We start from the raw sequence: 20,523 nt of genomic DNA on the forward strand, positions 1-20,523 counted from the left end.
ACCGGGACGATCACCGCGCCGAGCTTGGCGATCGCCAGCCAGGCGACCGGGAAGCCGACGCCGTTGCCCAGCATCACCGCGACCCGGTCGCCGCGTCACGATCTCGCCCGCTTCTGGGTGGTCCAACGTCGTACGGGTACGGCCACAGCCCCTTCATTGGTCGGGAGCGTGGCCGTGCCCAAGAATCCGCGCCGCGGGGGAGTGACCTCCAGGTATGTTCGTGGGTCAGGCCCCGGCGTCGACGGGCAGGACCGTGGTAACGCCGAAGCCGGCGATCAGTTCCGGGATCGGGCGGTAGTAGGAGAACGTCGAGCGGTACTCGCCGACCGCCGCCTTCATCGCGTTGTGCGAGGCCACCCAGGTACGGACCTCGTGGCAGGACTTTCCGGCCTCGGCGGCCATCTCCTCTGCCGTCCAGTCGTCGAGCCGGTCGAGCTGCCCGGAGGACAGGATGGACATGAACTCGCGGTCCCACTTCGGGTTGAGGTCCCGGATGTTCGCCTCGCCCCTGGCGAACGCCTTGGCCGCGTCGATGACACGCTGCTGGCGTGCGGCACGTGCGGCGGCGGTCGGGTGGCGGCCATTGAGGAGCAGCTTGCGCTGCTCCTCGGTGGCGGTAACGATCTGCGGGACCGGTGGGTCGTGGGACAGCCCGCCGGAGCCGATAAGCAGCACGCGGGCGTCCAGATCCCTGAGGAAGTTCCCCACGGCCCTTCCGAACGCGCCGACCCTCCGCATCGGAGCGAACGGCGGCGCCACGCAGTTGACGAAGATGGGGATCACCGGCTTCGCGGTGATGCCGCCGAAGAGGATCTCCAGCGGCTGGACGGCGCCGTGGTCTACCTCCATCTTCAGCGAGATCGCGCAGTCCACGCCGTCGACGAGCACCGACGCCGCGAGCCGCTGGGCGATCTCGGTGGGCACGTCGAGCGGGCCCGCCTCGCTGTCGTAGTCCCCGACACCCGTGGCCTCGTAGCCGATGCAGAACTGCGGCATGAGTTCGTAGAAGAACCCGTTGTAGTGGTCCGGCGCGAACAGGACGATCAGATCGGGGTCGAAGTCCGCCGCGAACCGCCGTGCGGCTCCGAACGCCCCGTCGAGATCGTCGAGCACTTCACGCGACGCCTCGGAGAACTGCAGCAGCGGACTGTGCGACATGTTCACCAGCGCGAGCGTCATCGTTCCTCTCCTTCTCCTTGAGCTCTTCGAGTTTTCCAGCGGTCTCCACGCGCAGGTCACCGCGTGGCTGCTCAGCGACCGAGCAGGAAGTCCAGGTGGATCCGGTTGAAGGTCTCGGCGTCCTCGTACTGCGGCCAGTGACCGCAGTTGTCCATGATGGCGAGGGCCGAGCCGGGGATAAGAGAAGCGATGCGCTCGGCCTCTGCGACCGGGCCGGAGGGGTCCTTGGTGGTCCACAGCACCAGCGCGGGAGCCTTGATCGACGCCAGTTCCTCGTCGGTGACCATGTTGCGCCTGCGGATCTCCAGGTCCTGCAGGGCCATGTTCGCCGTGCAGGCGGCCAGCCAGTCGGGCTGCTCGAAGATGGCCTGGCGGGTACGGATGAGGTCGTCGGTGACCATCGCCGGGTCCGCCATCAGCCACTCCAGTCGGGCCTTGACCCGCTCCCAGCTCGGGTCCTTCGCGGCCGCCATGGACAGCGTGTACAGGCGCTCCATGACCTGCGGGTTGGCCATCGTGCCGCCCATGGTGTTCAGCGCGATGCGCTCCACCCGGTCGGGGTGGTGCGCGGCCATCTTCGCGGTGACCCACCCGCCGAGCGACTCGCCGGTGAGATATGCCCTCTCCACGCCCAGGGTGTCAAGCACGTGCTGGAGTTGGTCGATGTAGTGCTCGATCTCCAGCGGGTGCCGCGGCTTGGCGCTGTAGCCGTGCCCGACGAAGTCGATGGCGTAGGTGTTGAAGTGCTCGCCGTGCGCGGCCAGGTTGCGCACGTACGCCTCGGCGTGGCCGGTGATGCCGTGCAGCATGAGCAGTGTCGGCTTGGACTCGTCGCCGGCGCGCAGATACCGAGTGCGGTACGGGCCGGCCTGGAGGAAGCCCTGGCTGAACTCCACCTCCCGCAGGTCGGACCAGACGCTCGTGTATGAACGGTTGCTCATGCGGTTTCCTTCTCTCGTGGCGGTTGACGTGGTCACTGCAGGACGATCCCGCCGTCGACCATGATCAGCTGGCCGGTGATGTAGTCGGAGTCGTCGCTGGCCAGGAAGATCGCGGTGGGCGCGACGTCGCCGGGGGTGCCGACCCGGCCGAGCAGGATGGTCGGGGTGTAGTCGTCCAGAGCGGCCAGGGAGTCGGCGGCCCTGGCCGAGCCGGTCTCGTCCCGGTGCATCTGCGACCACAGGTCGGTCTGGATGATCCCCGGCCCGATCCCGTTGACCGTGATGCCGTACGGGGCGAGCGCGCGGGCGCTGGAGTGGGTGAGCGAGAGGACGGCGGCCTTGCTCGCGGCGTACGCGGCGAAGTGCGCGCTGGGGCTGCGCGAGGACGTCGAGCAGGTGTTGATCACCTTGCCCCGGCCCCTGGCGATGAAGTGCCTGGCGACCTCCTGCGTGCACAGCAGCACGCCGAGGCCGTTGACGTCCAGGACCTTCTGCCACTGCCGCTCGGTCGTGCTCAGGTACGGCTCCTTGAGCAGGATGCCGGCATTGTTGAAGAGAACGTCGATATCGCCGAACTCGGCGAGCACCGCCGACACCATTGCCCGGACCGACGCGCGATCGGTGACGTCCACCGGTACAGCGAGGCCGCGGCCACCCCGCTCCCGGATGGCGGAGACGACCTGCTCGGCCGCGCCGCCGTCGATGTCGACCACCGCGACCGAGGCCCCCTCGGCCGCGAGGGCGGTGGCGAATCCGGCGCCGATGCCGTTGCCCGCCCCGGTGACGATCACCACCTTGCCGTCCAGCCGTCCGCCCCGGACATCGTCGCCGGTCATCGGTTTGCTCCCTTTCGTGACGTCCTGCTCATGAGCCTGGCGAAGCCGGTCCGGACCCAGCGGCGGGGCAGCAGACGGCTGATCGCGTACGCGGTGCGCCAGGCCGGGCCGGGGATGACCAGGGGAGTGCCCCGCTCGAAGCCGCGTACGGCCGCCTCGGCCACCACCGGGGGCGTCAGCCACAGCCAGTCCGGCAGGTGCGCGGTGGATACCCCGGAGCGCTGGTGGAACTCGCTGCGCACGAAGCCCGGTGCGACCGTCGTGCTGGTCACGCCGGAGCCACGCAACAGGTGGTGCAGCCCCTCGCCGAAGGTGGTCGCCCACGCCTTGGACGCTGAGTAAGTGATCGCCGGGGTGCCAGGGGCGAAGCCTGCGATGGAGGAGACCGTGATGAGGCCGCCGCGTCGGCGTGCCGTCATCCCAGGCAAGGCCGCGTGGGTCAGGCGCAGCACGCTGTCCACGTTGATCCGGTTCAGCGTCATCGACGCCTGCACCGGGTTGCCGAGGTAACCGCCCGGCGGCAGCCCGATGCCGGCGTTGTTGACGAGCACGTCCACCGGGTCGCGCTCGGTGGTCAGCCGCGCCTCCACGGCGGCCAGGCCGTCCTCAGCGGTGAGGTCCGCCGGGAGCACCTCGCAGGTCACGCGGCGGGCGGCGCGGATCTCCTCCGCCGTGGTCGCCAGCCGGTCCGCGTCCCGAGCGACGAGGATCAGGTCGTATCCGCGGGTGGCCAGGCGATCGGCCAGGGCCCGGCCGATGCCCGAGGTGGCCCCGGTCACCAGTGCTCTCATGGGTGTGCCTCCTCAAGCAGCAGGGTCATCCGCCGGGCGGCCTCGGCGAGGAAGCCCTCGGCGCCGCGCTCCCGCAGGGCATGGAAGTTGGGCGCCTCAAGCGCGAGCAGCGTCTGATCCGGCAGGGCGCGTACCACGTCCGCGAGTGGCAGCGCGCCCTCGCCGGGCAGGAGCCGGCCGACCCGGGCCTCCCACTGCAGCGGTGGCACGTCGGCGGACTGGCCGCGCGCGGCGATCGCGTCCCCCCGCACTGTGGTGACCTGGGCGGTCGCGTCGCAGAGCTGAGCCACGGGTAGCAGCGCCGGATCCGTCGCGGCCACGTCGGCGGGAGTCCCGCCCGATCGCAGCAGGTGGAGCGAGTCCACCAGAACGCCCCCGCCACCCGAGCGGGAGACCACCGCGACCGCGGTCGCGAGATCGCGCACGGGCCGGTAGGCCATCGGCTCGATGACCGGCCTGATCCGGTATGTCAGTGCGAGCCGGGTGAGCTCGGCGAAGCGGTCGGCGAGCCGGTCCAGGTCGGGGTCCTGGCCGACCACATACAGCAGGTGGGCGCCCAGCTCGGCGCCGGCGTGCAGGTACGGTTCGACGGCGGCGATGTCGGCGTGCTCGTCGAGCAGGAGGACCTCGATGACAGGGACGCGGATCCCGGTGTCGTCACGGCGGGCGACGGTCTCCGCGAGCATGGGGGAGCCCGGCGCCATCGGCCAGGACCGTTCGGTGGGGTCCATCGGGTGGATCCGCAGCCCGACGTGGGCGAATCCGGCCGCGGCGGCCAGGCCGACCAGCTCCGGCGGCGAGGTGTCGAGCATGGTGAGGTGGTCGACCCCGAAGGGGCGGCCGGTGCCGGTCATGCGGCGCCTCCTTCGGCGAGAGTGATGACGGTCTTGCCCGGCACGGAGGACGCGGCGGTGAACGCTTCCTGCGCCTGCTCCAGCGGGTAGGACGCGGCGACGACGATTCCCGGCGTGATCGAGTCTCTCGCGACCGCGTCGATCGTGGCCCGGTAGTCGCGAGGGTGGTCGTAGATCATCGATCCGAGCACGGTGAGGCCGCGGCGGACCGCGATCCTGGTGTCCAGCGGGATGGGGTCGGAGCCCACGCCGACGAGGACGAGACGGCCCTGCGGCGCCAGCCGGGCCAGGGCGGCTTCGCCGCCGGCGGCGGTTCCGGAGGTCTCGAAGGCGACTGGGAACTCCGTGCCGTCCGGCGCGTGGGCGGCGCCCAGGGCCACGGCCCTGGCCCGCCGCTCGGGATGCGGTTCGAGCACGGCGACGGGGTGCCCGGCGGAGCGGAGGGCGTGCACAAGCAGCAGCCCTAGCGCGCCCGCGCCCACCACCAGGCACGACGCCGTGCCGGTCAGGGCGGCACGGCGTACCGCGGCCAGGGCGACGGCGAGGGGTTCGACGCACACCGCGTCCTGGTCGGCCAGGCCGGCGGGCAGCGTCCAGGCGTGCCGGGCCGGTACCTCGACCCGCTCGGCGAGCATGCCGGGAAGGTTCAGCGCGGGGCTGCCCCGCCGCAGGCACAGCGCGGGAGCGCCGTTCTGGCAGGGGGCACACGCCTGGCACGGGTAGTTGGGCTCGATCGCGACGCGCTCGCCGATCCGGGAGGGGGGTATGCCCGCCCCGACCTCGACGATCCTGCCGTGCGCCTCGTGGCCGATGACCCACGGCAGGTGGGGCACCGTCCGGCTGCCGTCGAACAGCCCGAGGTCGGTGCCGCAGATCCCCACGTCGCGTATCGCGACGATGACGTGGTCTGGGCGGCATACCGGATCGGGCCAGTCGTCCACGACGGCGAGGCGGCCCGGCGTGGTGAGCACCGCTGCCCGCATCACTGTTCCTTCCTTCGTTACCGCTGGGGGTGGCCGGTCATGGTCGTCGGGGTCAGACCAGCACCATGCCGCCGTCGACCATGACGACCTGGCCGGTCATGTAGTCAGAGCCCGGCCCGGCGAGGAACACGGCGGTGGGGCCGAGGTCCTCGGGGACGGAGACCCGGCCGAGCAGGATCCGCTCGCCGTAGCCGGCCTCCCGCGCCGCGCGGGCCTCCGCGTCGGCTTCCACGCCCTCCCACATCTCGGTCCGCACGATCCCGGGCGCGAAGCCCATGACCGTGATGCCGTACGGGGCCAGCGCGCGTGCGCCGGACTGGATGAGCGAGGAGACGACCGCCTTGCTCGCCGCGTAGTGGGCGAATGTGGCGTTCGCCTGCCTGGCCGCGATCGAGGTGGTGTTCACGATCTTCCCGCCGCGGCTCTGGGCGATCATGATGCGCGCCGCCTCCTGGGTGCACATCAGGGTGCCCAGGCCGTTGACGGTCATCAGCTGCCGCCAGTCGTCCTCGGTCACCTCGAGGAAGGGGTTCTCCCGCAGGATCCCCGCGTTGTTGAACAGCACGTCCAGGTGCCCGTACCGGTCGACCGCGGCGGACAGACCCGCGACGACGGACGACCGGTCCGAGACGTCCATCGTCACCGCGATCGCGTCGCCGCCGGCGGCGAGGATCCGGTCGCGTACCGCCTCGGCGCTCGCGCCGTCCAGGTCGGTGGCGATCACCGAGGCGCCCGCGCGGGCGAGCGCCTCAGTGATCGCGGAGCCGATCCCGCGGCCGGCGCCGGTGATGACGACCACCTTGCCGGTGAGCTGGGTCATGAGGTCACGCTCACTTCAGCTCGATGCCGAACTTGGCCAGGGCGGCCTTGGTGGTCTCGCCGGTGGTCTTCAGCCCGGCGTACCAGTTCAGCTCGTTGTCGCCTTCGAGACGCGGCATGTAGTTCTTCTCGGTGAAGGTGACGAACTCGGCGTCCTGGGCGGCCGCGAGGGTGGCCTCGCGCAGCTTCTTGACCACCTCGTCCGGCGTCCCGGCCGGTACGGCGACGCCCCACACCGACGACGTCATGCTGGAGACGTCCACACCGGCCTCCTGGAGCGTGGGGGCGTTGACATAGTCGAGCTTCTTGCCGTCCGGGGTGAAGACGGCGAGCGGGACAAGGTCGCCGCTGGTCACGAAGGGCATGGTGACCGACGCGTCGAGCATCCCGACGTCGGTCTGGTTGCCGACCAGCGCCTGCACGGCGGGGCCGGCGCCGTCGTACGGCACGGCCGTCGCCTTGACGCCGAGCCCGTCGAAGAGCATCGCGGTGTTGAGGTGGGTGGGGGTGCCGACGCCGGAGACCGCGTAGGTGAGGTCCTTGCCCTTGGCCAGGTCGGCGAACGACGTGAGACCGGACTTGGCGGACGCCACCAGCAGGTACGGCTGGGAGATGACGCCGGCCACCGGAGTGAAGCTGTCGAAGTTGTACGGCGCGGTGCGGATGGTGGACTGCACGAACGCGTCACCCGTGTTGTAGAGGATCGTGTAGCCGTCCTTCTTCGAGCCGGTCGCCACTTCGGAGGTGCCAGTGATGCCGGAGGCGCCGGGCCGGTTGACCACGATCGCGTTGACGCCGAGTGACTTCTTCAGGCCCTTGGCCAGGGCGCGGGCGGAGATGTCGGTGGGGCCGCCGGCCGCGTACGGGACGACCATCTCGACGGCCTTGGACGGGTAGGAGGAGGCGTCACCGCCGCCGTCCGAGCCGCGGGCGGACGAGCACGCGGTCAGCGACAGGGCAGCGACCAGCGCCGCGGCCACGCCTGCGGACTTCCTGGACCGGGTCAGTGAGAAACCCATTTCTGGCCTTACTTTCATCGGGGGTGGTTGGTGGTGAAGCGATCAGGGGTCTGCGGTCCGTACGGGGACCGCCGGTTCGGGCCGGTTCAGCCGGTCGGGGCCGGCTCGTCCACCTGCTCGGCGGCCCTGGCGTGCCGGGTCTCTTCGATGAACTTCCGCCTGGTGGCGCTGCGCAGCCGGGCGATCACCTGGAAGACCACCAGCACGCCGAGCGCGATCACGATGATCAGTGACACCGGACGCTGGACGAAGATCCCGAGGGATCCGCCGGACATGAGCAGGGACTGCCGGAACGAGGTCTCCAGCAGCGGCCCGAGGATCACGGCGAGCGCGAGCGGTCCCGGGTCGTACCCGGTCTTGCGCATGGCGTACCCGACGACACCGAAGGCGAGCATGATCCACATGTCGAAGGTGCTGTTGGAGATGGAGTAGACGCCGACCATGGTGACCACGACGATCACCGTGGACAGGATCCCGATCGGGACCCTGATCAGGTTCACGAAGACCTTGACCAGGGGCATGCTCAGCACCAGCAGCATGAGGTTGCCCACCAGCATCGAGGCGAGCACGCCCCAGAAGATCTCCGGGTGGGTGGTGACGAGCTGAGGGCCCGGGGTGATCCCCTGGATCAGCAGCGCGCCGAAGATCAGGGCGAGCACGACGTTGGACGGGATGCCGAGTGAGAGCAGCGGCAGGAACGAGGACGTGGAGCCCGCGTTGTTGGCGGTCTCGGGCCCGGCGACGCCGGCGATGGCCCCGCGCCCGAACTCCTCGGGGTGCTTGGAGACCTTCTTCTCGGTGGCGTACGAGGCGAGCGAGGCGACGACCCCGCCACCGCCGGGCAGCAGGCCGAGCAGGAAACCGATGACCGAGCCGCGGCCGATGGCCCCGGCGGAGTCCTTCATGTCCTGCCTGGTGGGCAGGACTCGGCCCAGCTTGCCCTCGATCCGGGCGTTGCGGGCCTTCTGCTCCAGGTCGTACAGCACGTCGCCGAGCCCGTACAGGCCCATGGCGACGGCGACGAAGTCGATGCCGCGCAGCAACTCGGTCGAGCCGGCGGTGAACCGGGCGACGCCGGTGATGGCGTCGATGCCGACAGCGGCGATGAGCAGGCCGAGGCAGGCGACGATGATGTTCTTCAGCATCCGGGCCTGGCCCAGGGTGGAGACCATGAGCAGGCCGCCCACCGCCAGCATGCCGTACTCGGGTGGGCCGAGGGTGAGCGCGAAGCCCGCGATCACCGGGGAGAGGAAGAGCAGGCCGACCACCGAGACCGTGCCGCCGATGAAGGAGCCGATCGCCGAGATGCCGAGCGCGGGCCCGGCGCGGCCTTTCAGCGCCATCTGGTGCCCGTCGTATACGGTGACGACGCTGGCGGCCTCGCCCGGCAGGCGGAGCAGCACCGACGTGATCGTGCCGCCGTAGTACGCCCCGTAGTAGATGCCGGCGAGCATCAGCACCGCGCCGGCGGGCGGTAGGACGTAGGTCAGCGGGAGCATGAGGGCGATCGTCGGCGCGGGGCCGAGGCCGGGCAGGATGCCCACCACCATGCCGACGACGACGCCGATGAAGACGTAGAACAGGTTTTCGGGTTGGAGGGCGACCTCGAAACCGAGAAGGAGATCACCAAAGTTCATAGTTCGCCCCTCACAGGACACTCAGTACGTCGTGCGGCATGGGGATGCCGAGCAGGACGGAGAAGGTGAGAACGGCGATCGCGGTCAGGGCGATCGACAGAACCAGGCTCGTGCGCCACCGGTACTCGGCCATGAAGCGCAGCCAGACGAGGCACATCAAAAAGGACGCCAGGGTCAGGCCGGCGATCGAGAAGATCACGATGAACGCGCCCATCAACCCGAAACCGGCGACGATGATCCACGTCCGCCGGGTCAGCGGTTCGTAGTCGCCGTCGTCGCGCTCGCCGACCAGCAGGCCCAGGGCCGCCAGGGCCATGACGACGGAGACGGCCAGCGGCCACATCCCCGCGCCGGGCTGTTGCAGATCGCCGAGAGGCAGCGAGAGCGCGTAGCCCATCACACCCAGTGCGAACAGCATGACCACCAGGCTGTTGAGCCGGTAGAGGCGAATCTTCGTCATCGGCGGCGACCTCCGCGTAACACCTGCGTAACCGGCAGGACATCCGGCGGGAGGGACGCTAGCCAGGCAAGAGTGCATTCGTCAATAGAGAATGCATTCTTGTCGGACGGTCGCTATGATCGCGGCATGGTTCGACAGAAGGGGGCAAGCACCCTTGCCGCGCACTTCCACGAAGTCGTCAGAGGCGAGATCATGCAGGGCAAGCTGCCGCCGGGAACCCACCTCAAGCCCGTGGAGCTCGCGAGCAGGCACTCGACCAGCACGACGGTGATCCGTGAGGCGCTGGTCCGCCTCACCCAGGAAAAGCTCGTGGTGGCCCGGCCCAACCAGGGCTTCTTCGTCCCGAGCCTCTCGTTGAAGGAGCTGGAGGACCTCACCCGGGTGCGCACGCACTGCGACACGCTCGCGCTGAGGCTCGCCATCGAGAGAGGCGACCTCGCCTGGGAGACCTCGGTGCTGACGGCGTTCCACGTGCTGAGCCGAACGCCGCGGCGCACGCCCGAGGACCCGGAGCACACGACGGAAGCGTGGTCGCGCGCTCACCGGGCGTTCCACCTGGCTCTGGTCGAGGCGTGCGGGATCCCCATGCTCATGACCATCGCCGAAACCGCCTTTGACTCGACGGAGCTGTACCGCCGGTGGTCCGCCCCGTCGCCCGCCGCGTCCACCCGATGCGTGGCCCAGGAGCACGAGTCGATCCTCGACGCGACGCTCCAGCGAAACACCGAAAAGGCGACCGCCCTGCTGGCGGAGCACTACGAGCGGTCACTGCAGGTGATGCTCGCCAGCGGGCTTATCGACGGTGATCAATGAAGGCGCGGATGGTCACCTCCGCCCGCGCCCCGGAGATCTGGGTCGCGCTGCCCGCACCGTCCGGCGCCCCGTACGGCACTGCCCGTGTGGAGGCGACCACCGCGCCGCGCGAGATCGACGGAGAGGAGGAGCCCGGTGGCGCGCACGCCGCGTCTGACGTCTGAGGGCGAAGTGCGCCGGCGTGAAGACCGCGTACTCCACGAAGATCCCGTCGGCGAACAGCGCCTTGCGTCCGTTCCGGTCGTCGGCGAAGCTGTACGTCACCGGGCAAGGTGCCTGCAACCAGTCGATGGACTCCAGGTAACGGGGCTTGGCGGCGTCCTCGACGACGAGGAAGAAGTCCAGCGGTCGCCGGCTCGGGGCTCGGCCTCGTTCCGGCCGACGCGTCCACGACGCCGCCGACGCGAGCTTCCGGCCCAGCCGCCGCGGAGCCGCCGGAGTCGCCGGTGCCGTCCCTGATCGCCGAGGCCGCCGACGCGGCCGCCGTTGACGACCGGGGATGCGACGGCCTCGGCCGACCAGGATCGGTGAGAACGTGGGGTAGACGTCGGAGGTCTGGCCGCCGACGCCGTAGAAGCTGGAGCCGGTCGACCAGGTGCTGTCGTTGATCAGCGGCTTGACTGGAACTGCTGCCCGGAGGGGATGCCCGTGATCGAGCACTCCCAGAGGTCGGCCGCCTTGTTGACGCAGTCCTGCCCACTGCTCCAGCTCAGGGGTGAGGTGTCGCCGCGGATGGTGATCCGGTTGCCCCAGCCCACGTTGTAGTGGACGCGCACCGTCGTCGTGACGGATGCCGGTGTGGACGAGGTAATGATCGCCAACGACGGCGTTCGGCTATGGGCCGGCCGGACCGGAGCGTTCCCTCACCGCCTTCGTGTCCCAGTCGTTCTCCGGACGGGTCCGCAAGCCGTCAAAGTGCCGAGGCTACGGAAGAAAGAGGCTGTTCCGTCCAGATGACCTTGCCGCTCGCGGTGTGGCGGGTGCCCCAGCGCTGGGCGAGTTGGGCGACGAGGAACAGGCCGCGTCCCCCTTCGTCGGTGGTGGCGGCGCGACGCAGTCGTGGAGAGGTGCCGCTGCCGTCGGAGACCTCGCAGATCAGTGTACGGTCGCGGAGCAGGCGCACCTGGATGGGGGCGCCCGCGTGCCGGATGGCGTTGGTGACCAGCTCGCTGATCATCAACTCGGTGGAGAACGTCAGTTCCTCTATGTCCCAGTCGGCCAGTTGCCGGGTGACCGCCGCGCGTATGCCGGAGACGGCCGCCGGATCGGCGGGCACGTCCCACTGAGCGACCTGCTGGGCGTTCAAGGCGCGGGTACGGGCGACGAGCAGGGCGACGTCGTCGCCCGGCTGGGCGGGAAGCAGGGCTCCGAGCAGCGCGTCGCAGGTCTCCTCCGGCGCGCGGTCGAGGTGGGTGAGAACGCGCCGCAACTGGTCGATCGCGATGTCGATGTCGCGGTCGCGGTGTTCGATGAGCCCGTCGGTGTAGAGAACCAACTGGCTGCCCTCGGGCATCGCGATGTCGACGGTCTCAAAGGGCGCGCAGCCGAGGCCGAGGGGTGGTCCTGCGGGCACCTCGGGAAGTTCGACCACGCCGTCGGGAAGGACGAGCGCCGGCGCGGGGTGGCCCGCGCGGGCCATGGTGCAGCGTTGGGAGACCGGGTCGTAGACCGCGTACAGGCAGGTGGCGCCGATGATCCCGGCTCCGACCGCTCTGTCCGGGTCCTCGTCGAGGTCGAGTCGGCCGACGAGGTCGTCGAGGTGGGCTAGGACCTCGTCCACGGGCATGTCGAGGGCGGAGAAGTTCTGGACGGCGGTGCGCAGGCGGCCCATGGTAGCGGAGGCGTGGAGGCCGTGGCCGACGACGTCGCCGACGACCAGCGCCACGCGGGCGCCAGAGAGCGGGATGATGTCGAACCAGTCCCCGCCCACGCCGGCCTGCGCGGGCAGGTAGCGGTGCGCGGCCTCGACAGCGTTCTGCTCGGGCAGGCCGTGCGGCAGCAGGCTGCGTTGCAGAGTCAGGGCCGTCGTGCGTTCGAGGGTGTAGCGGCGGGCGTTGTCGATGCACACCGCGGCGCGGCCAGCCAATTCCTCAGCGAGGGATAGATCGTCCTCTTCGAAGGGCCCCCGGTGCTCCAGCCGGTAGAAGCTCGCCACGCCGAGAACGACGCCCCGGGCGAGCAGCGGAACGGCGATGGCCGAGTGGATTCCGCCCGCGCGGACCTTCTCGGCGCGTACGGGATCCTCGGGCAGCCATGCCGACCCGTGGGCCGGTAGTGGTGAGAGCACGGACTGGCCGGTCGCCAGGCACCGTGCCTGCGGCGTCGCCGGGACGAACGTGACCAGATCGCCGACCGAGTACAGGTGGGAGCCCTCGCTGACGGCGCCGAGCGCCACCCGGCGCAACACTCCGTGGACACTGGTCGGCTCCTCCCCCGTCAGCACGGCGTCCGGCAGATCCACGGTGACGAAGTCCGCGAGCCGCGGGATCGCGACCTCGGTCAGCTCCTCCGCGGTCCGGGTCACGTCGAGGGTGGTGCCTATGCGGACGCCGGCTTCGGTGAGCAGTTCCAGACGCTGCCGGGCCAGCAGGGCGAGCCGGCCAACTCCCGGCTCGCCTACGGCGATCAGCCACTTGTCCGTGACACTGGGCGGCTCAGTGACGGCGGATCCCTCCGGAGAGGCGGTCGTGTACGGCGGCGACAGGGTGACCTGGCTCGGTGTGACGTTCTCGTCCGGCAGGGCGGGGGGAGCGGTGGTGGCCAGGCGCCGGAGCGCGCCGCCGGGCAGGACCGCCTCGACCGCGACACCGGTTTCCCCGGAGGGACTCGTCACCGGCCGGCTCAAAAGTGTGGCCGCCCGGCCGTGCGGGAGGGGCACCTCGACGATGGCCGCGTGTCCCAAGGAGATCAGCTCGGCGGCCTTCCCCTGCAGGATGAGCCGCTCGTGCCGGTTCAGCAGGTCGCCGCCCGACGCTCCCGGCGCCGGGAGCTCGCCTGCCTCCGACAGGAAGAGGGAGGCTGCACGAGCGCCGCCTGCCGCGCGGCGGGCCTGGAAGAACGTCTGGAGCAGGGCGCGCTCTCGGTCCGCGATCTGATCGAGCAGGCGCCGCTCGATGTTGCGGGCCGCCTCGCGGACGAGGGCCAGCATCGCCGGATCGGCATCCTCACGTAGGCAGGTCAGGTCCAGCAGACCTCGGCTCTGCCCGCTGAGGGGGTCGCGGATGGGACTGCCCGCGCAGGTGAATATCTGCAGGGCTTCGACGTAGTGCTCGTGGCCGTGGATGAAGGCGGGCTTCCGCTCGACCAGCGCGGTGCCGATTCCGTTGGTGCCTGCGAACTGCTCGGCGTATCCGAAGCCGGGGGCGAGCCCTCGCATGTTGAGCACTCTGGTCAGTGACGGGTTGGCGGTTCGGCGCGCGAGGATCCGCCCCTGCTCATCGCATAGGAGCACGCTCACCCGCATGCCGGAGAGAGTCGATTTCATCTGATCAAGCACGAGCCCGGCGGCGTGGATGAGATCGCTTTCTAGATCCAGATCCTGGTGGTAAGGGATGTCCACGTGGTCGGCCCGTATGCCCATGCTTTGGCAGCGCTGCCACGAGGTCAGAACCGATGTCCGCACGCCTGCGCCGGAGTGCCTACCCGTGAGGCGGCGTTCGAGGGCGTCGGTGAGAGCGTCGGTGTCATTCCATCCGGCCTTCACTTCGACCACTCCCCTCAAATGGTGGCGCCTGGATCATGACGCGGAGAATCCATTTGGACGTAACAGCATTCAAACGATTTGTTCACATAGGTGAAGTGTATTTATGCTGCGCAAAGCGGGGGGAGATACCTGCACTGGATTTCATCGGCTTTCGCCAAAACGACAGGGTGTGTACGGACCCGTAAAACCCAGACTGATCACACCATTCACGCCCGGGCGCGAGCGCCGCCACCGGTGACACGGGCCAGCGGCCATGAGTCCCTCTGCGACCATCCGCACCGCGCGCTTACGCAGCTCTGCGGGATAGGGAGACTTGGCTGCCATGACTCGATCCTCTCAAGGGAACGAGCCTCCATCGAAGCCGGAGAGCTTCACATGGGGCTTGATTCAAGGCCGGGTAGTTAAGGCGCTCGTGGCGCTATCAAGAACGTGATTTCCCCAGACAGGGGAACGGCGATCCACTAGACAGGTGATCTTCCACAACCATCCGTCGAAGAACTGGATCTCCGTTGATCCGCCCAGGACGTCGACGGGTATCGGAGCGAGACCGGCCGCCGGCCGGACATCACCGGCGCCCGCGGTCTTCGGCCCCACCAGCGAAGGCGAGACCGGCTATGCCCGGCGCCTGCTGTATCTGCTGAAGCCGGACATGCTGGTGTTATGGGATAAGGGCTTCGACAGCAACGCCTTCCTCGCCCAGGTCGCCGCCACCGGCGCGCAGATCCTCGGCCGGCTGCGCAGCAACCGGCGCACCCCCGTCCTGACCCTGTTCGCCGACGGCTCCTACCTCACGACGGTCGGCACCCTCCAGATACGCGTCGTCGAGGCCCAAGTGACCGTGACTTGCGCAGACGGCACCATCTTCACCGGCTCCTACCGGCCGGCCACCACATTGACCGACGCACGCCGCTATCCAGCCGCCGCCCTCGTCCAAGCTCCACCATCAGCGATGGGAACACGAGTCGGCCTGCTACGCGCTGCGTCACACCATCATGCAGGGGCGAGTGCTGCCCTCAGGTGATGCCGCCGGGCTGGAGCAGAAGATGTGGTCGGTGCTCACGCTCTACCAACTCCTTCGTTCGGTGATGGTCGACGCCGCCGAGTCCCGGCCCGGCACCGACCCGGACCGCTGCGGCTTCTCCATCGCCCTGCGCACCGCGCGCGATCTGGTCGTTCAAGCCGCAGGCGTCCCCGACCCGCGGCACCAACCTGGTCGGAGTCATCGGGCGCCGTATCCTGGCCCATCTGCTTCCGTCCCGCCGCCCGCGGGTGAGCACCCGCAAGGTCAAGTCACCGATCTCTCGCTACAACGAACGACGCGACGATGGCCGACCCGACCGCAGCCAGCCCGTCACCGCTCTCACCATCACCGTCCTTGCAGCGCCTACGGAACCCCCGCTTCCATGGCGTCCCGAGACGACCGGCTCACCGCACTGACCGACCGCCGTCGGGAAAAGGTCCTGGCCCTGCTTCAGGAAGACCCCGGCCGGTCCTGGCGCCCCCGGGACATCGCCCGCTACCTGGGCGACATCACCCTCGCCACCATGTATCGACAGCTCTCACGATGGGCCGAAAACGGCCTCATCCTCAAGATCGATTCTGGCCTCTACACCGCCGCGACACATTCGCTAGTTGCCTTGCCAAAGCCGCAGAAACGCTAACTACCCGGCCTTGGGGCTTGATTCGGATTGACGGACACCCGAGATCAGGGGTTCGCCCCAGGAAGGACGTCCGTCATGGAGGACGTGAGGAAGAAGCGCTGCCGAGAGGAGCGTGGGAGACACCGACACCACGGCGGTCAGGAAGCGCCGGCCCGCTGCTGCTCGGCGGAGCGTTTCTGCTCTTCCACCCACACCGCGATCTGGGTACGCGAGTTGAACCCGAGCTTGCCCAGGATGTGCTCGATGTGCCCCTCCGCGGTGCGCTGCGCGATCACCAGCGTGGTCGCGATCTCCTTGTTGCTCATGCCCTGGGCGACGAGCTGGGCGATCTCCGTCTCTCGCCGCGTCAGCGGCGACGCCTCCGCTGGAGGTTCCGCGCGCTCCTTCTTCGGCGCCGCCTCCTCCAGGGCGTAGGCGATCGCGTCCTCGGAGGAGAGCTTGGCGCCCTGTGCGAGCGCGCCGCGGAACGCGGCCTCTCCGATAGCCGCACGTGTCAGCGCTTCACATTCGTCGTGGTAGCGCATCAGGTACGCGTAGCTGCCCATGGGGATGCCCATCTCGCCCCAGATGTTCTGCAGGGCGCCCAGCAACAGGCCCGCCCTCTGATGCCGCTTCTCCGTGGCGGCGATCCAGGACAGCACCTCGCAGCTCAGCCCGACACCGAGCAGGTTGTTGTACGACGTGTTGGACCGGAGGCCTTTCTTCTCCAGGTCGGCAGCTCGGGCGGTGTCGCCCCGGCGCCAGTACTCGATCCCGAGCGCTATCTCCGCGTAAGACCTGAGCCAGTGTTCCTTGTAGGCGTCGCACAGCTCGATACACCGCCTGGCGTACGCCATCGTCGCGGAGGAGTCCCCCAGAACCGAGCAGGCGACGCAGAGCCGGACAAGCGTCAGCGCCTCGCCCAACGGATCACCGGCCGACCGGAGACGATCGAGGGCCTCCCCGTAGCAGGCGAGTGCCTTCTCCGAGTCTCCCCGGAACAGGGCGATACCTCCCAAGAAGATCGAGGCGTACCCGAGGACCCGGTCCAGCCCCAGCCGCTCGCCGATGGCGCGGCTCTCGGTCAGCATCGCGTCCGCACAGTCGATCTTGCCCTGGATGATGGCCAGCCAGGCGTTGGCGCTCAGCGCCATGGCGCGTCCCCCGGTCGGCTCGCGCTCCGCGGTGAGGCCCCTGTCCAGCCAGTGGCGTCCCTCCTTCATGAAGTAGCCGTTGAGCCAGTGGTTGCGGAGATCAGTCGCCATCCGCAGGCCGATGTCGGTATCGCCCTCGGCGAAGCAGTACTCCAGGGCGGCCCGAAGGTTGGCGTGTTCGCGCTGGAGCCGCAGGAAGCACGCCGTCTCTTCCGGGCCGAACAACCGCCGGTCCATTTCCGCCGCGAGGTTTCGGTAGTAGTCCCGGTGCCGGCGCCGCACCGCGGCCTCCTGGCCCGAGGCGGCCAGCTGCTCCCTTCCGTAGTGACGGATCGTGTCCAGCAGGCGGTAGCGCATCGGCGAGACATCGTCGTCGGCGACCAGGATCGACTTGTCGACCAGCCTGATCACCAGGTCGATGACGTCGTCCCTGGCGATGTCCTCCCCTGAGCAGACCTCCTCGGCCGCGTCGAGATCGAGGCCCCCGGAAAAGACCGAGACGCGTGCCCACAGCGACCGCTCCTGCTCGGTGCACAGGTCATAGCTCCAGTCGATCAGCGCGCGCAGCGTCCTGTGGCGGGGGAGTGCCGTCCGGGACCCGGCGGTGAGCAGCCGGAAGCGCTGGTCCAGCCGATCGAGCAGCTGGTCGAGCGACAGCGCCCGCAGCCGTACAGCGGCCAGCTCGATCGCGAGCGGTATGCCGTCCAGCCTGCGGCAGATCCGCTCGACCGTCTCCTGGTTGTCCTCGGTGACGGTGAACGTGGGGACGACGGAGACGGCGCGCTCGGCGAACAGCCGCACCGCGTCGTACTCCGCCACCGACTGCGGCGGCGGGGGCCGGTCACCCATGTCGGGAAGCGCCATTGTGGGCACGGGGAAGACCTGCTCGCCCGTGACCCTCAACGGCTGCCTGCTGGTGGCGAGGACGCGCAGATCCGACGTCTCCCGTGTGAGGGTCGCCACCAGAACGGCGCACGCCTGCAACAAGTGCTCGCAGTTGTCCAGGACGATCAGCATCTGCTTGTTCCTGAGACGTTCGGCGAGCACCTCCAAGGATGGCTTCGACGACCAGTCCCGCACGTCCAGGGCCTCGGCCACGGTCTGGCTCAGCACGCCGGGATCGTCCAGCGCCGCCAGGTCGACCACCCACACACCGTCCGGGAACGCCCGGTGCACCTCGGCCGCGACCCGCAGGGCGAGGCGTGTCTTGCCCACCCCTCCCGGCCCCGTCAAGGTGACGACGCGCGACTGGGACAGCAGCCTCTTGGCCTCGGCCAACTCGTGCCGCCGCCCCACGAAACTCGTCATCTCGGTGGGCAGCCCGCCGAGACGCGATCGCCTTGAACTCTGGGATGTCACCGCCGCCATGGAATGCCTCGCGGATCGCCGAGAACGGAGTCGGACCCGACTAAATCCAGGCTATGCCCTTCTTTGTGCGTTTGCGGACCGGATCAGGCGGGCGCGGACGGCCTCTCCTCCACTTCCATCACTTCGTCGCCTCGGAGACGAAGAGATGTACGGTGACCCGAGCCGCACCTGTACCGCTTCAAAACTCGTCGTATGGGGCTTGCACGGGAGTTCTCCGGAGCGGCTACGCGGCTCGGTGGTGCTCGTTGATCAGCGCGCCGAGCACCTTCCGACGTTCGAATCCTCTTGATGTCGAGCCGGCCATGTCTCGCGAGACCAGCCCTCATAATCGCACGCCGCCGACGGTCCTTGGCATTGTCTACGTCGATCGTGCACACACCACTCGGCGCAGGAGTTACGTCAGCGCGCCGAGACAGTTTCGGATGCACGGTGGCTACAACTCCGGCGACGTCGCCGACCGGGGTCGCGGCCCGTCGGGCTCGGCCGGCGTCGCATCCGCGCACCCTACAGGAGCGATCGGCGGCCAACCGACTCGCGTCCGAGCCGAGCGCCGAGGGCAGTCTCGTAGAGCGAACCGCTGTATGCCGATGTGCGGGTGCGGGATCGATGTCCCAGCAGCGATCAACTCTCTCGACGGCCGACAGGGGCACGATGAGCGTGGGATGTACGATCTACACCTCCGACTCGCACCTCGGTCTTCGGCTGCCGAGGTATGCCGAGCATCTTCCGACAACGCTGCCCCGATGTTGAGGGAGCTGTCGTCGGCCTGAGAATCTTGTCAGCCGGCCTACGCCTCCGTGCTGCTGGGGCCAGCTACCACCTACGCCGCTGACCGCCGCGCACCTCCCCTGAGAAACAGAATCAAGGAGACGACATGAGCAACACCAACGGCCGTATCGCGATCGTCACCGGGGCCGCCCGCGGAATCGGTGCCGCCATCGCACAGCGACTTGCCGCAGACGGCCTTGCCGTGGCTGTGCTCGACCTCGACGAGGCTTCCTCCAAGTCGGTCGTCGACGTGATCGAGTCCGCCGGCGGTCGTGCGCTGCCGGTCGGCGTTGACGTCTCTGACGCGGCCAGTGTCGATGCCGCGGTGACCCGGGTGGCCGAAGAGCTCGGCGACCCGACCGTGCTGGTCAACAACGCTGGCGTCACCCGCGACAACCTGCTCTTCAAGATGAGCGACGAGGACTGGGACTCAGTGATGAACGTCCATCTGCGCGGGTCGTTCCTCATGAGCCGTGCCGTTCAGCGCTACATGACCGCTCACAAGTGGGGTCGCATCGTCAACCTCTCCAGCACCTCCGCGCTGGGTAACCGCGGTCAGGCCAACTACTCCGCGGCCAAGGCCGGTATCCAGGGCTTCACCAAGACCCTGGCCATCGAGCTCGGGAAGTTCGGCGTCACCGTGAACGCGATCGCCCCGGGCTTCATCGAGACCGAGATGACCGCCGCGACCGCCGAGCGGGTCGGCGTCACGTTCGAGGAGTTCAAGGCCGCGGCCGCCGCGCAGATCCCGGTAGGCCGCACCGGCAAGCCGGAGGACATCGCCCACACGGTGTCGTTCTTCGTCAGCGAAGGGGCGGCCTTCGTCTCCGGCCAGGTCATATACGTCGCCGGCGGCCCCCGCGCCTGAGCGTGCGCCACGCAGGAGAGGAGTGACCGTGAAGGTCTTCCAGGGCATCGAGGAGTTCGAGAAGGCGGTCGGCGTCCACTTGGGGTACAGCGACTGGCACGCCCTCAGCCAGGATCAGATCGACCTGTTCGCTGACGCGACGGGTGACCATCAGTGGATCCACGTCGATCAGGAGAAGGCGGCGCAGGGCCCGTTCGGCACCACCATCGCGCACGGCTACTTGACGCTGTCGCTCGTGCCGAAGCTGGTCGGACAGGTCTACCGGATCGAAGGTCTGAAGATGGGGATCAACTACGGGTGCGACAAGGTTCGGTTCCCTTCTCCGGTTCCGGTCGGCTCTCGTGTCCGCGCGGGCGTCAAACTGGTGTCGCTGATCCCCGGCCCGAGCGGCGTGCGGGCCGTCGCCCGCGTCAGCGTCGAGCGCGAGGGGTCGGACAAGCCGGCCTGCGTGGTCGAGACGGTCACCCTCTTGGTGCCCTGATCGCGCAAGGGACCGAAGGCTCGGGAACGCCTGCTCTCGATCCCAGTTCGGCACCTGTCATGGCCGGGCCGCACAAGGCGGCGAGGCGCCCGGCCTGGTACGTGAACGTAGCGGCCTGGCCTGCGACGTCTCAGCCCCCTTCAATGTCATGCCCTTGGCGACCTTGTCGGGGGCTCTGCCACCGAGTGCGCCGTGGCCTGGAGTTCGCG

At 69.1% G+C, this 20,523-nt stretch carries 19 protein-coding genes; 6 read left to right on the plus strand and 13 right to left on the minus strand.

The genetic code is table 11. The annotated features are described in order from the left end of the window. Window positions 1-225 precede the first annotated feature (225 nt). From AB0I59_RS25665 to AB0I59_RS25710, 10 genes are all read right to left on the minus strand, one after another. Window positions 226-1,179, minus strand: coding sequence for a 3-carboxyethylcatechol 2,3-dioxygenase (locus AB0I59_RS25665; protein ID WP_358136738.1), 954 nt, complete (start codon window positions 1,177-1,179; stop codon window positions 226-228). Window positions 1,180-1,250: 71 nt separating this feature from the next. Further along, window positions 1,251-2,120 carry an alpha/beta fold hydrolase gene (locus AB0I59_RS25670; RefSeq protein ID WP_358136741.1) on the minus strand — a complete coding sequence of 290 codons (870 nt, stop codon included), beginning with the start codon at window positions 2,118-2,120 and terminating at the stop codon, window positions 1,251-1,253. A gap of 32 nt (window positions 2,121-2,152) precedes the next feature. After that, on the minus strand, window positions 2,153-2,956 hold the full coding sequence (locus tag AB0I59_RS25675) for an SDR family NAD(P)-dependent oxidoreductase (protein WP_358136743.1): 804 nt from the start codon (window positions 2,954-2,956) through the stop codon (window positions 2,153-2,155). Further along, complete coding sequence (locus AB0I59_RS25680) at window positions 2,953-3,747, minus strand: SDR family NAD(P)-dependent oxidoreductase (RefSeq protein ID WP_358136745.1); 795 nt, start codon at window positions 3,745-3,747, stop codon at window positions 2,953-2,955. The genes AB0I59_RS25675 and AB0I59_RS25680 overlap by 4 nt, the downstream gene beginning before the upstream one ends. Further along, window positions 3,744-4,601 carry a sugar phosphate isomerase/epimerase family protein gene (locus tag AB0I59_RS25685; protein ID WP_061254287.1) on the minus strand — a complete coding sequence of 286 codons (858 nt, stop codon included), beginning with the start codon at window positions 4,599-4,601 and terminating at the stop codon, window positions 3,744-3,746. Before AB0I59_RS25685 ends, AB0I59_RS25680 begins: the two co-directional genes overlap by 4 nt. Further along, window positions 4,598-5,584: a zinc-dependent alcohol dehydrogenase gene (locus AB0I59_RS25690; RefSeq protein ID WP_061254289.1), complete on the minus strand. Its 987-nt coding sequence runs from the start codon at window positions 5,582-5,584 to the stop codon at window positions 4,598-4,600. The genes AB0I59_RS25685 and AB0I59_RS25690 overlap by 4 nt, the downstream gene beginning before the upstream one ends. Before the next feature lie 52 nt (window positions 5,585-5,636). After that, a complete protein-coding gene (locus AB0I59_RS25695) occupies window positions 5,637-6,404 on the minus strand; it encodes an SDR family NAD(P)-dependent oxidoreductase (protein WP_061254292.1) in 768 nt (255 codons plus the stop codon). 10 nt (window positions 6,405-6,414) lie between these two features. Further along, window positions 6,415-7,422, minus strand: a complete 1,008-nt coding sequence (locus AB0I59_RS25700; protein ID WP_358136749.1) for a tripartite tricarboxylate transporter substrate binding protein — start codon at window positions 7,420-7,422, stop codon at window positions 6,415-6,417. A gap of 86 nt (window positions 7,423-7,508) precedes the next feature. After that, entirely contained in the window at window positions 7,509-9,059 is a 1,551-nt protein-coding gene (locus AB0I59_RS25705) for a tripartite tricarboxylate transporter permease (RefSeq protein ID WP_063818690.1), read from the minus strand. Window positions 9,060-9,069: 10 nt separating this feature from the next. After that, a complete protein-coding gene (locus AB0I59_RS25710) occupies window positions 9,070-9,519 on the minus strand; it encodes a tripartite tricarboxylate transporter TctB family protein (protein WP_358136752.1) in 450 nt (149 codons plus the stop codon). Window positions 9,520-9,645: 126 nt separating this feature from the next. On the opposite strand from AB0I59_RS25710, the gene AB0I59_RS25715 reads away from it, so the two are divergent. Further along, complete coding sequence (locus AB0I59_RS25715; RefSeq protein ID WP_061254298.1) at window positions 9,646-10,332, plus strand: GntR family transcriptional regulator; 687 nt, start codon at window positions 9,646-9,648, stop codon at window positions 10,330-10,332. Continuing rightward, window positions 10,329-10,496: a hypothetical protein gene (locus tag AB0I59_RS25720; RefSeq protein WP_358136756.1), complete on the plus strand. Its 168-nt coding sequence runs from the start codon at window positions 10,329-10,331 to the stop codon at window positions 10,494-10,496. Before AB0I59_RS25715 ends, AB0I59_RS25720 begins: the two co-directional genes overlap by 4 nt. Window positions 10,497-10,940: 444 nt before the next feature. Here AB0I59_RS25720 and AB0I59_RS25725 read toward each other — a convergent pair whose 3' ends face one another. Both AB0I59_RS25725 and AB0I59_RS25730 read right to left on the minus strand, forming a co-directional pair. Then, window positions 10,941-11,153: a hypothetical protein gene (locus tag AB0I59_RS25725; protein WP_358136759.1), complete on the minus strand. Its 213-nt coding sequence runs from the start codon at window positions 11,151-11,153 to the stop codon at window positions 10,941-10,943. An 89-nt stretch (window positions 11,154-11,242) separates the two neighbouring features. Next, a complete protein-coding gene (locus AB0I59_RS25730) occupies window positions 11,243-14,044 on the minus strand; it encodes a SpoIIE family protein phosphatase (RefSeq protein WP_494410553.1) in 2,802 nt (933 codons plus the stop codon). Between the two features lie 460 nt (window positions 14,045-14,504). Here AB0I59_RS25730 and AB0I59_RS25735 point away from each other — a divergent pair, with 460 nt between their 5' ends. Together AB0I59_RS25735 and AB0I59_RS25740 are read left to right on the plus strand one after the other, a co-directional pair. Beyond that, window positions 14,505-15,056, plus strand: coding sequence for a hypothetical protein (locus AB0I59_RS25735; RefSeq protein ID WP_061254302.1), 552 nt, complete (start codon window positions 14,505-14,507; stop codon window positions 15,054-15,056). A 31-nt stretch (window positions 15,057-15,087) separates the two neighbouring features. Continuing rightward, window positions 15,088-15,696 carry a hypothetical protein gene (locus AB0I59_RS25740; protein WP_358136766.1) on the plus strand — a complete coding sequence of 203 codons (609 nt, stop codon included), beginning with the start codon at window positions 15,088-15,090 and terminating at the stop codon, window positions 15,694-15,696. A gap of 137 nt (window positions 15,697-15,833) precedes the next feature. On the opposite strand, the gene AB0I59_RS25745 is transcribed toward AB0I59_RS25740, so the two are convergent. Beyond that, window positions 15,834-18,197 (minus strand): ATP-binding protein, encoded by a 2,364-nt coding sequence (locus tag AB0I59_RS25745; protein WP_358136769.1) that lies wholly within the window; start codon window positions 18,195-18,197, stop codon window positions 15,834-15,836. A gap of 874 nt (window positions 18,198-19,071) precedes the next feature. On the opposite strand from AB0I59_RS25745, the gene fabG reads away from it, so the two are divergent. Together fabG and AB0I59_RS25755 are read left to right on the plus strand one after the other, a co-directional pair. Continuing rightward, on the plus strand, window positions 19,072-19,833 hold the full coding sequence (gene fabG / locus AB0I59_RS25750; RefSeq protein WP_061254311.1) for a 3-oxoacyl-ACP reductase FabG: 762 nt from the start codon (window positions 19,072-19,074) through the stop codon (window positions 19,831-19,833). Window positions 19,834-19,861: 28 nt separating this feature from the next. Then, the gene (locus tag AB0I59_RS25755) at window positions 19,862-20,314 is read left to right on the plus strand and encodes a MaoC family dehydratase (protein WP_061254784.1); all 453 of its coding nucleotides are present in this window, start codon (window positions 19,862-19,864) and stop codon (window positions 20,312-20,314) included. The last annotated feature ends 209 nt before the right edge of the window (window positions 20,315-20,523 follow it).

The organism is Microtetraspora glauca (genome assembly GCF_040656155.1).
GTDB lineage: Bacteria > Actinomycetota > Actinomycetes > Streptosporangiales > Streptosporangiaceae > Microtetraspora > Microtetraspora glauca.

Coding starts and splice junctions, on each gene's coding strand:
- AB0I59_RS25665 (WP_358136738.1), bottom strand. CDS start 1,179: ATGACGCTCGCGCTGGTGAACATGTCGCACAGTCCGCTGCTGCAGTTC.
- AB0I59_RS25670 (WP_358136741.1), bottom strand. CDS start 2,120: ATGAGCAACCGTTCATACACGAGCGTCTGGTCCGACCTGCGGGAGGTG.
- AB0I59_RS25675 (WP_358136743.1), bottom strand. CDS start 2,956: ATGACCGGCGACGATGTCCGGGGCGGACGGCTGGACGGCAAGGTGGTG.
- AB0I59_RS25680 (WP_358136745.1), bottom strand. CDS start 3,747: ATGAGAGCACTGGTGACCGGGGCCACCTCGGGCATCGGCCGGGCCCTG.
- AB0I59_RS25685 (WP_061254287.1), bottom strand. CDS start 4,601: ATGACCGGCACCGGCCGCCCCTTCGGGGTCGACCACCTCACCATGCTC.
- AB0I59_RS25690 (WP_061254289.1), bottom strand. CDS start 5,584: ATGCGGGCAGCGGTGCTCACCACGCCGGGCCGCCTCGCCGTCGTGGAC.
- AB0I59_RS25695 (WP_061254292.1), bottom strand. CDS start 6,404: ATGACCCAGCTCACCGGCAAGGTGGTCGTCATCACCGGCGCCGGCCGC.
- AB0I59_RS25700 (WP_358136749.1), bottom strand. CDS start 7,422: ATGGGTTTCTCACTGACCCGGTCCAGGAAGTCCGCAGGCGTGGCCGCG.
- AB0I59_RS25705 (WP_063818690.1), bottom strand. CDS start 9,059: ATGAACTTTGGTGATCTCCTTCTCGGTTTCGAGGTCGCCCTCCAACCC.
- AB0I59_RS25710 (WP_358136752.1), bottom strand. CDS start 9,519: ATGACGAAGATTCGCCTCTACCGGCTCAACAGCCTGGTGGTCATGCTG.
- AB0I59_RS25715 (WP_061254298.1), top strand. CDS start 9,646: ATGGTTCGACAGAAGGGGGCAAGCACCCTTGCCGCGCACTTCCACGAA.
- AB0I59_RS25720 (WP_358136756.1), top strand. CDS start 10,329: ATGAAGGCGCGGATGGTCACCTCCGCCCGCGCCCCGGAGATCTGGGTC.
- AB0I59_RS25745 (WP_358136769.1), bottom strand. CDS start 18,197: ATGGCGGCGGTGACATCCCAGAGTTCAAGGCGATCGCGTCTCGGCGGG.
- fabG (WP_061254311.1), top strand. CDS start 19,072: ATGAGCAACACCAACGGCCGTATCGCGATCGTCACCGGGGCCGCCCGC.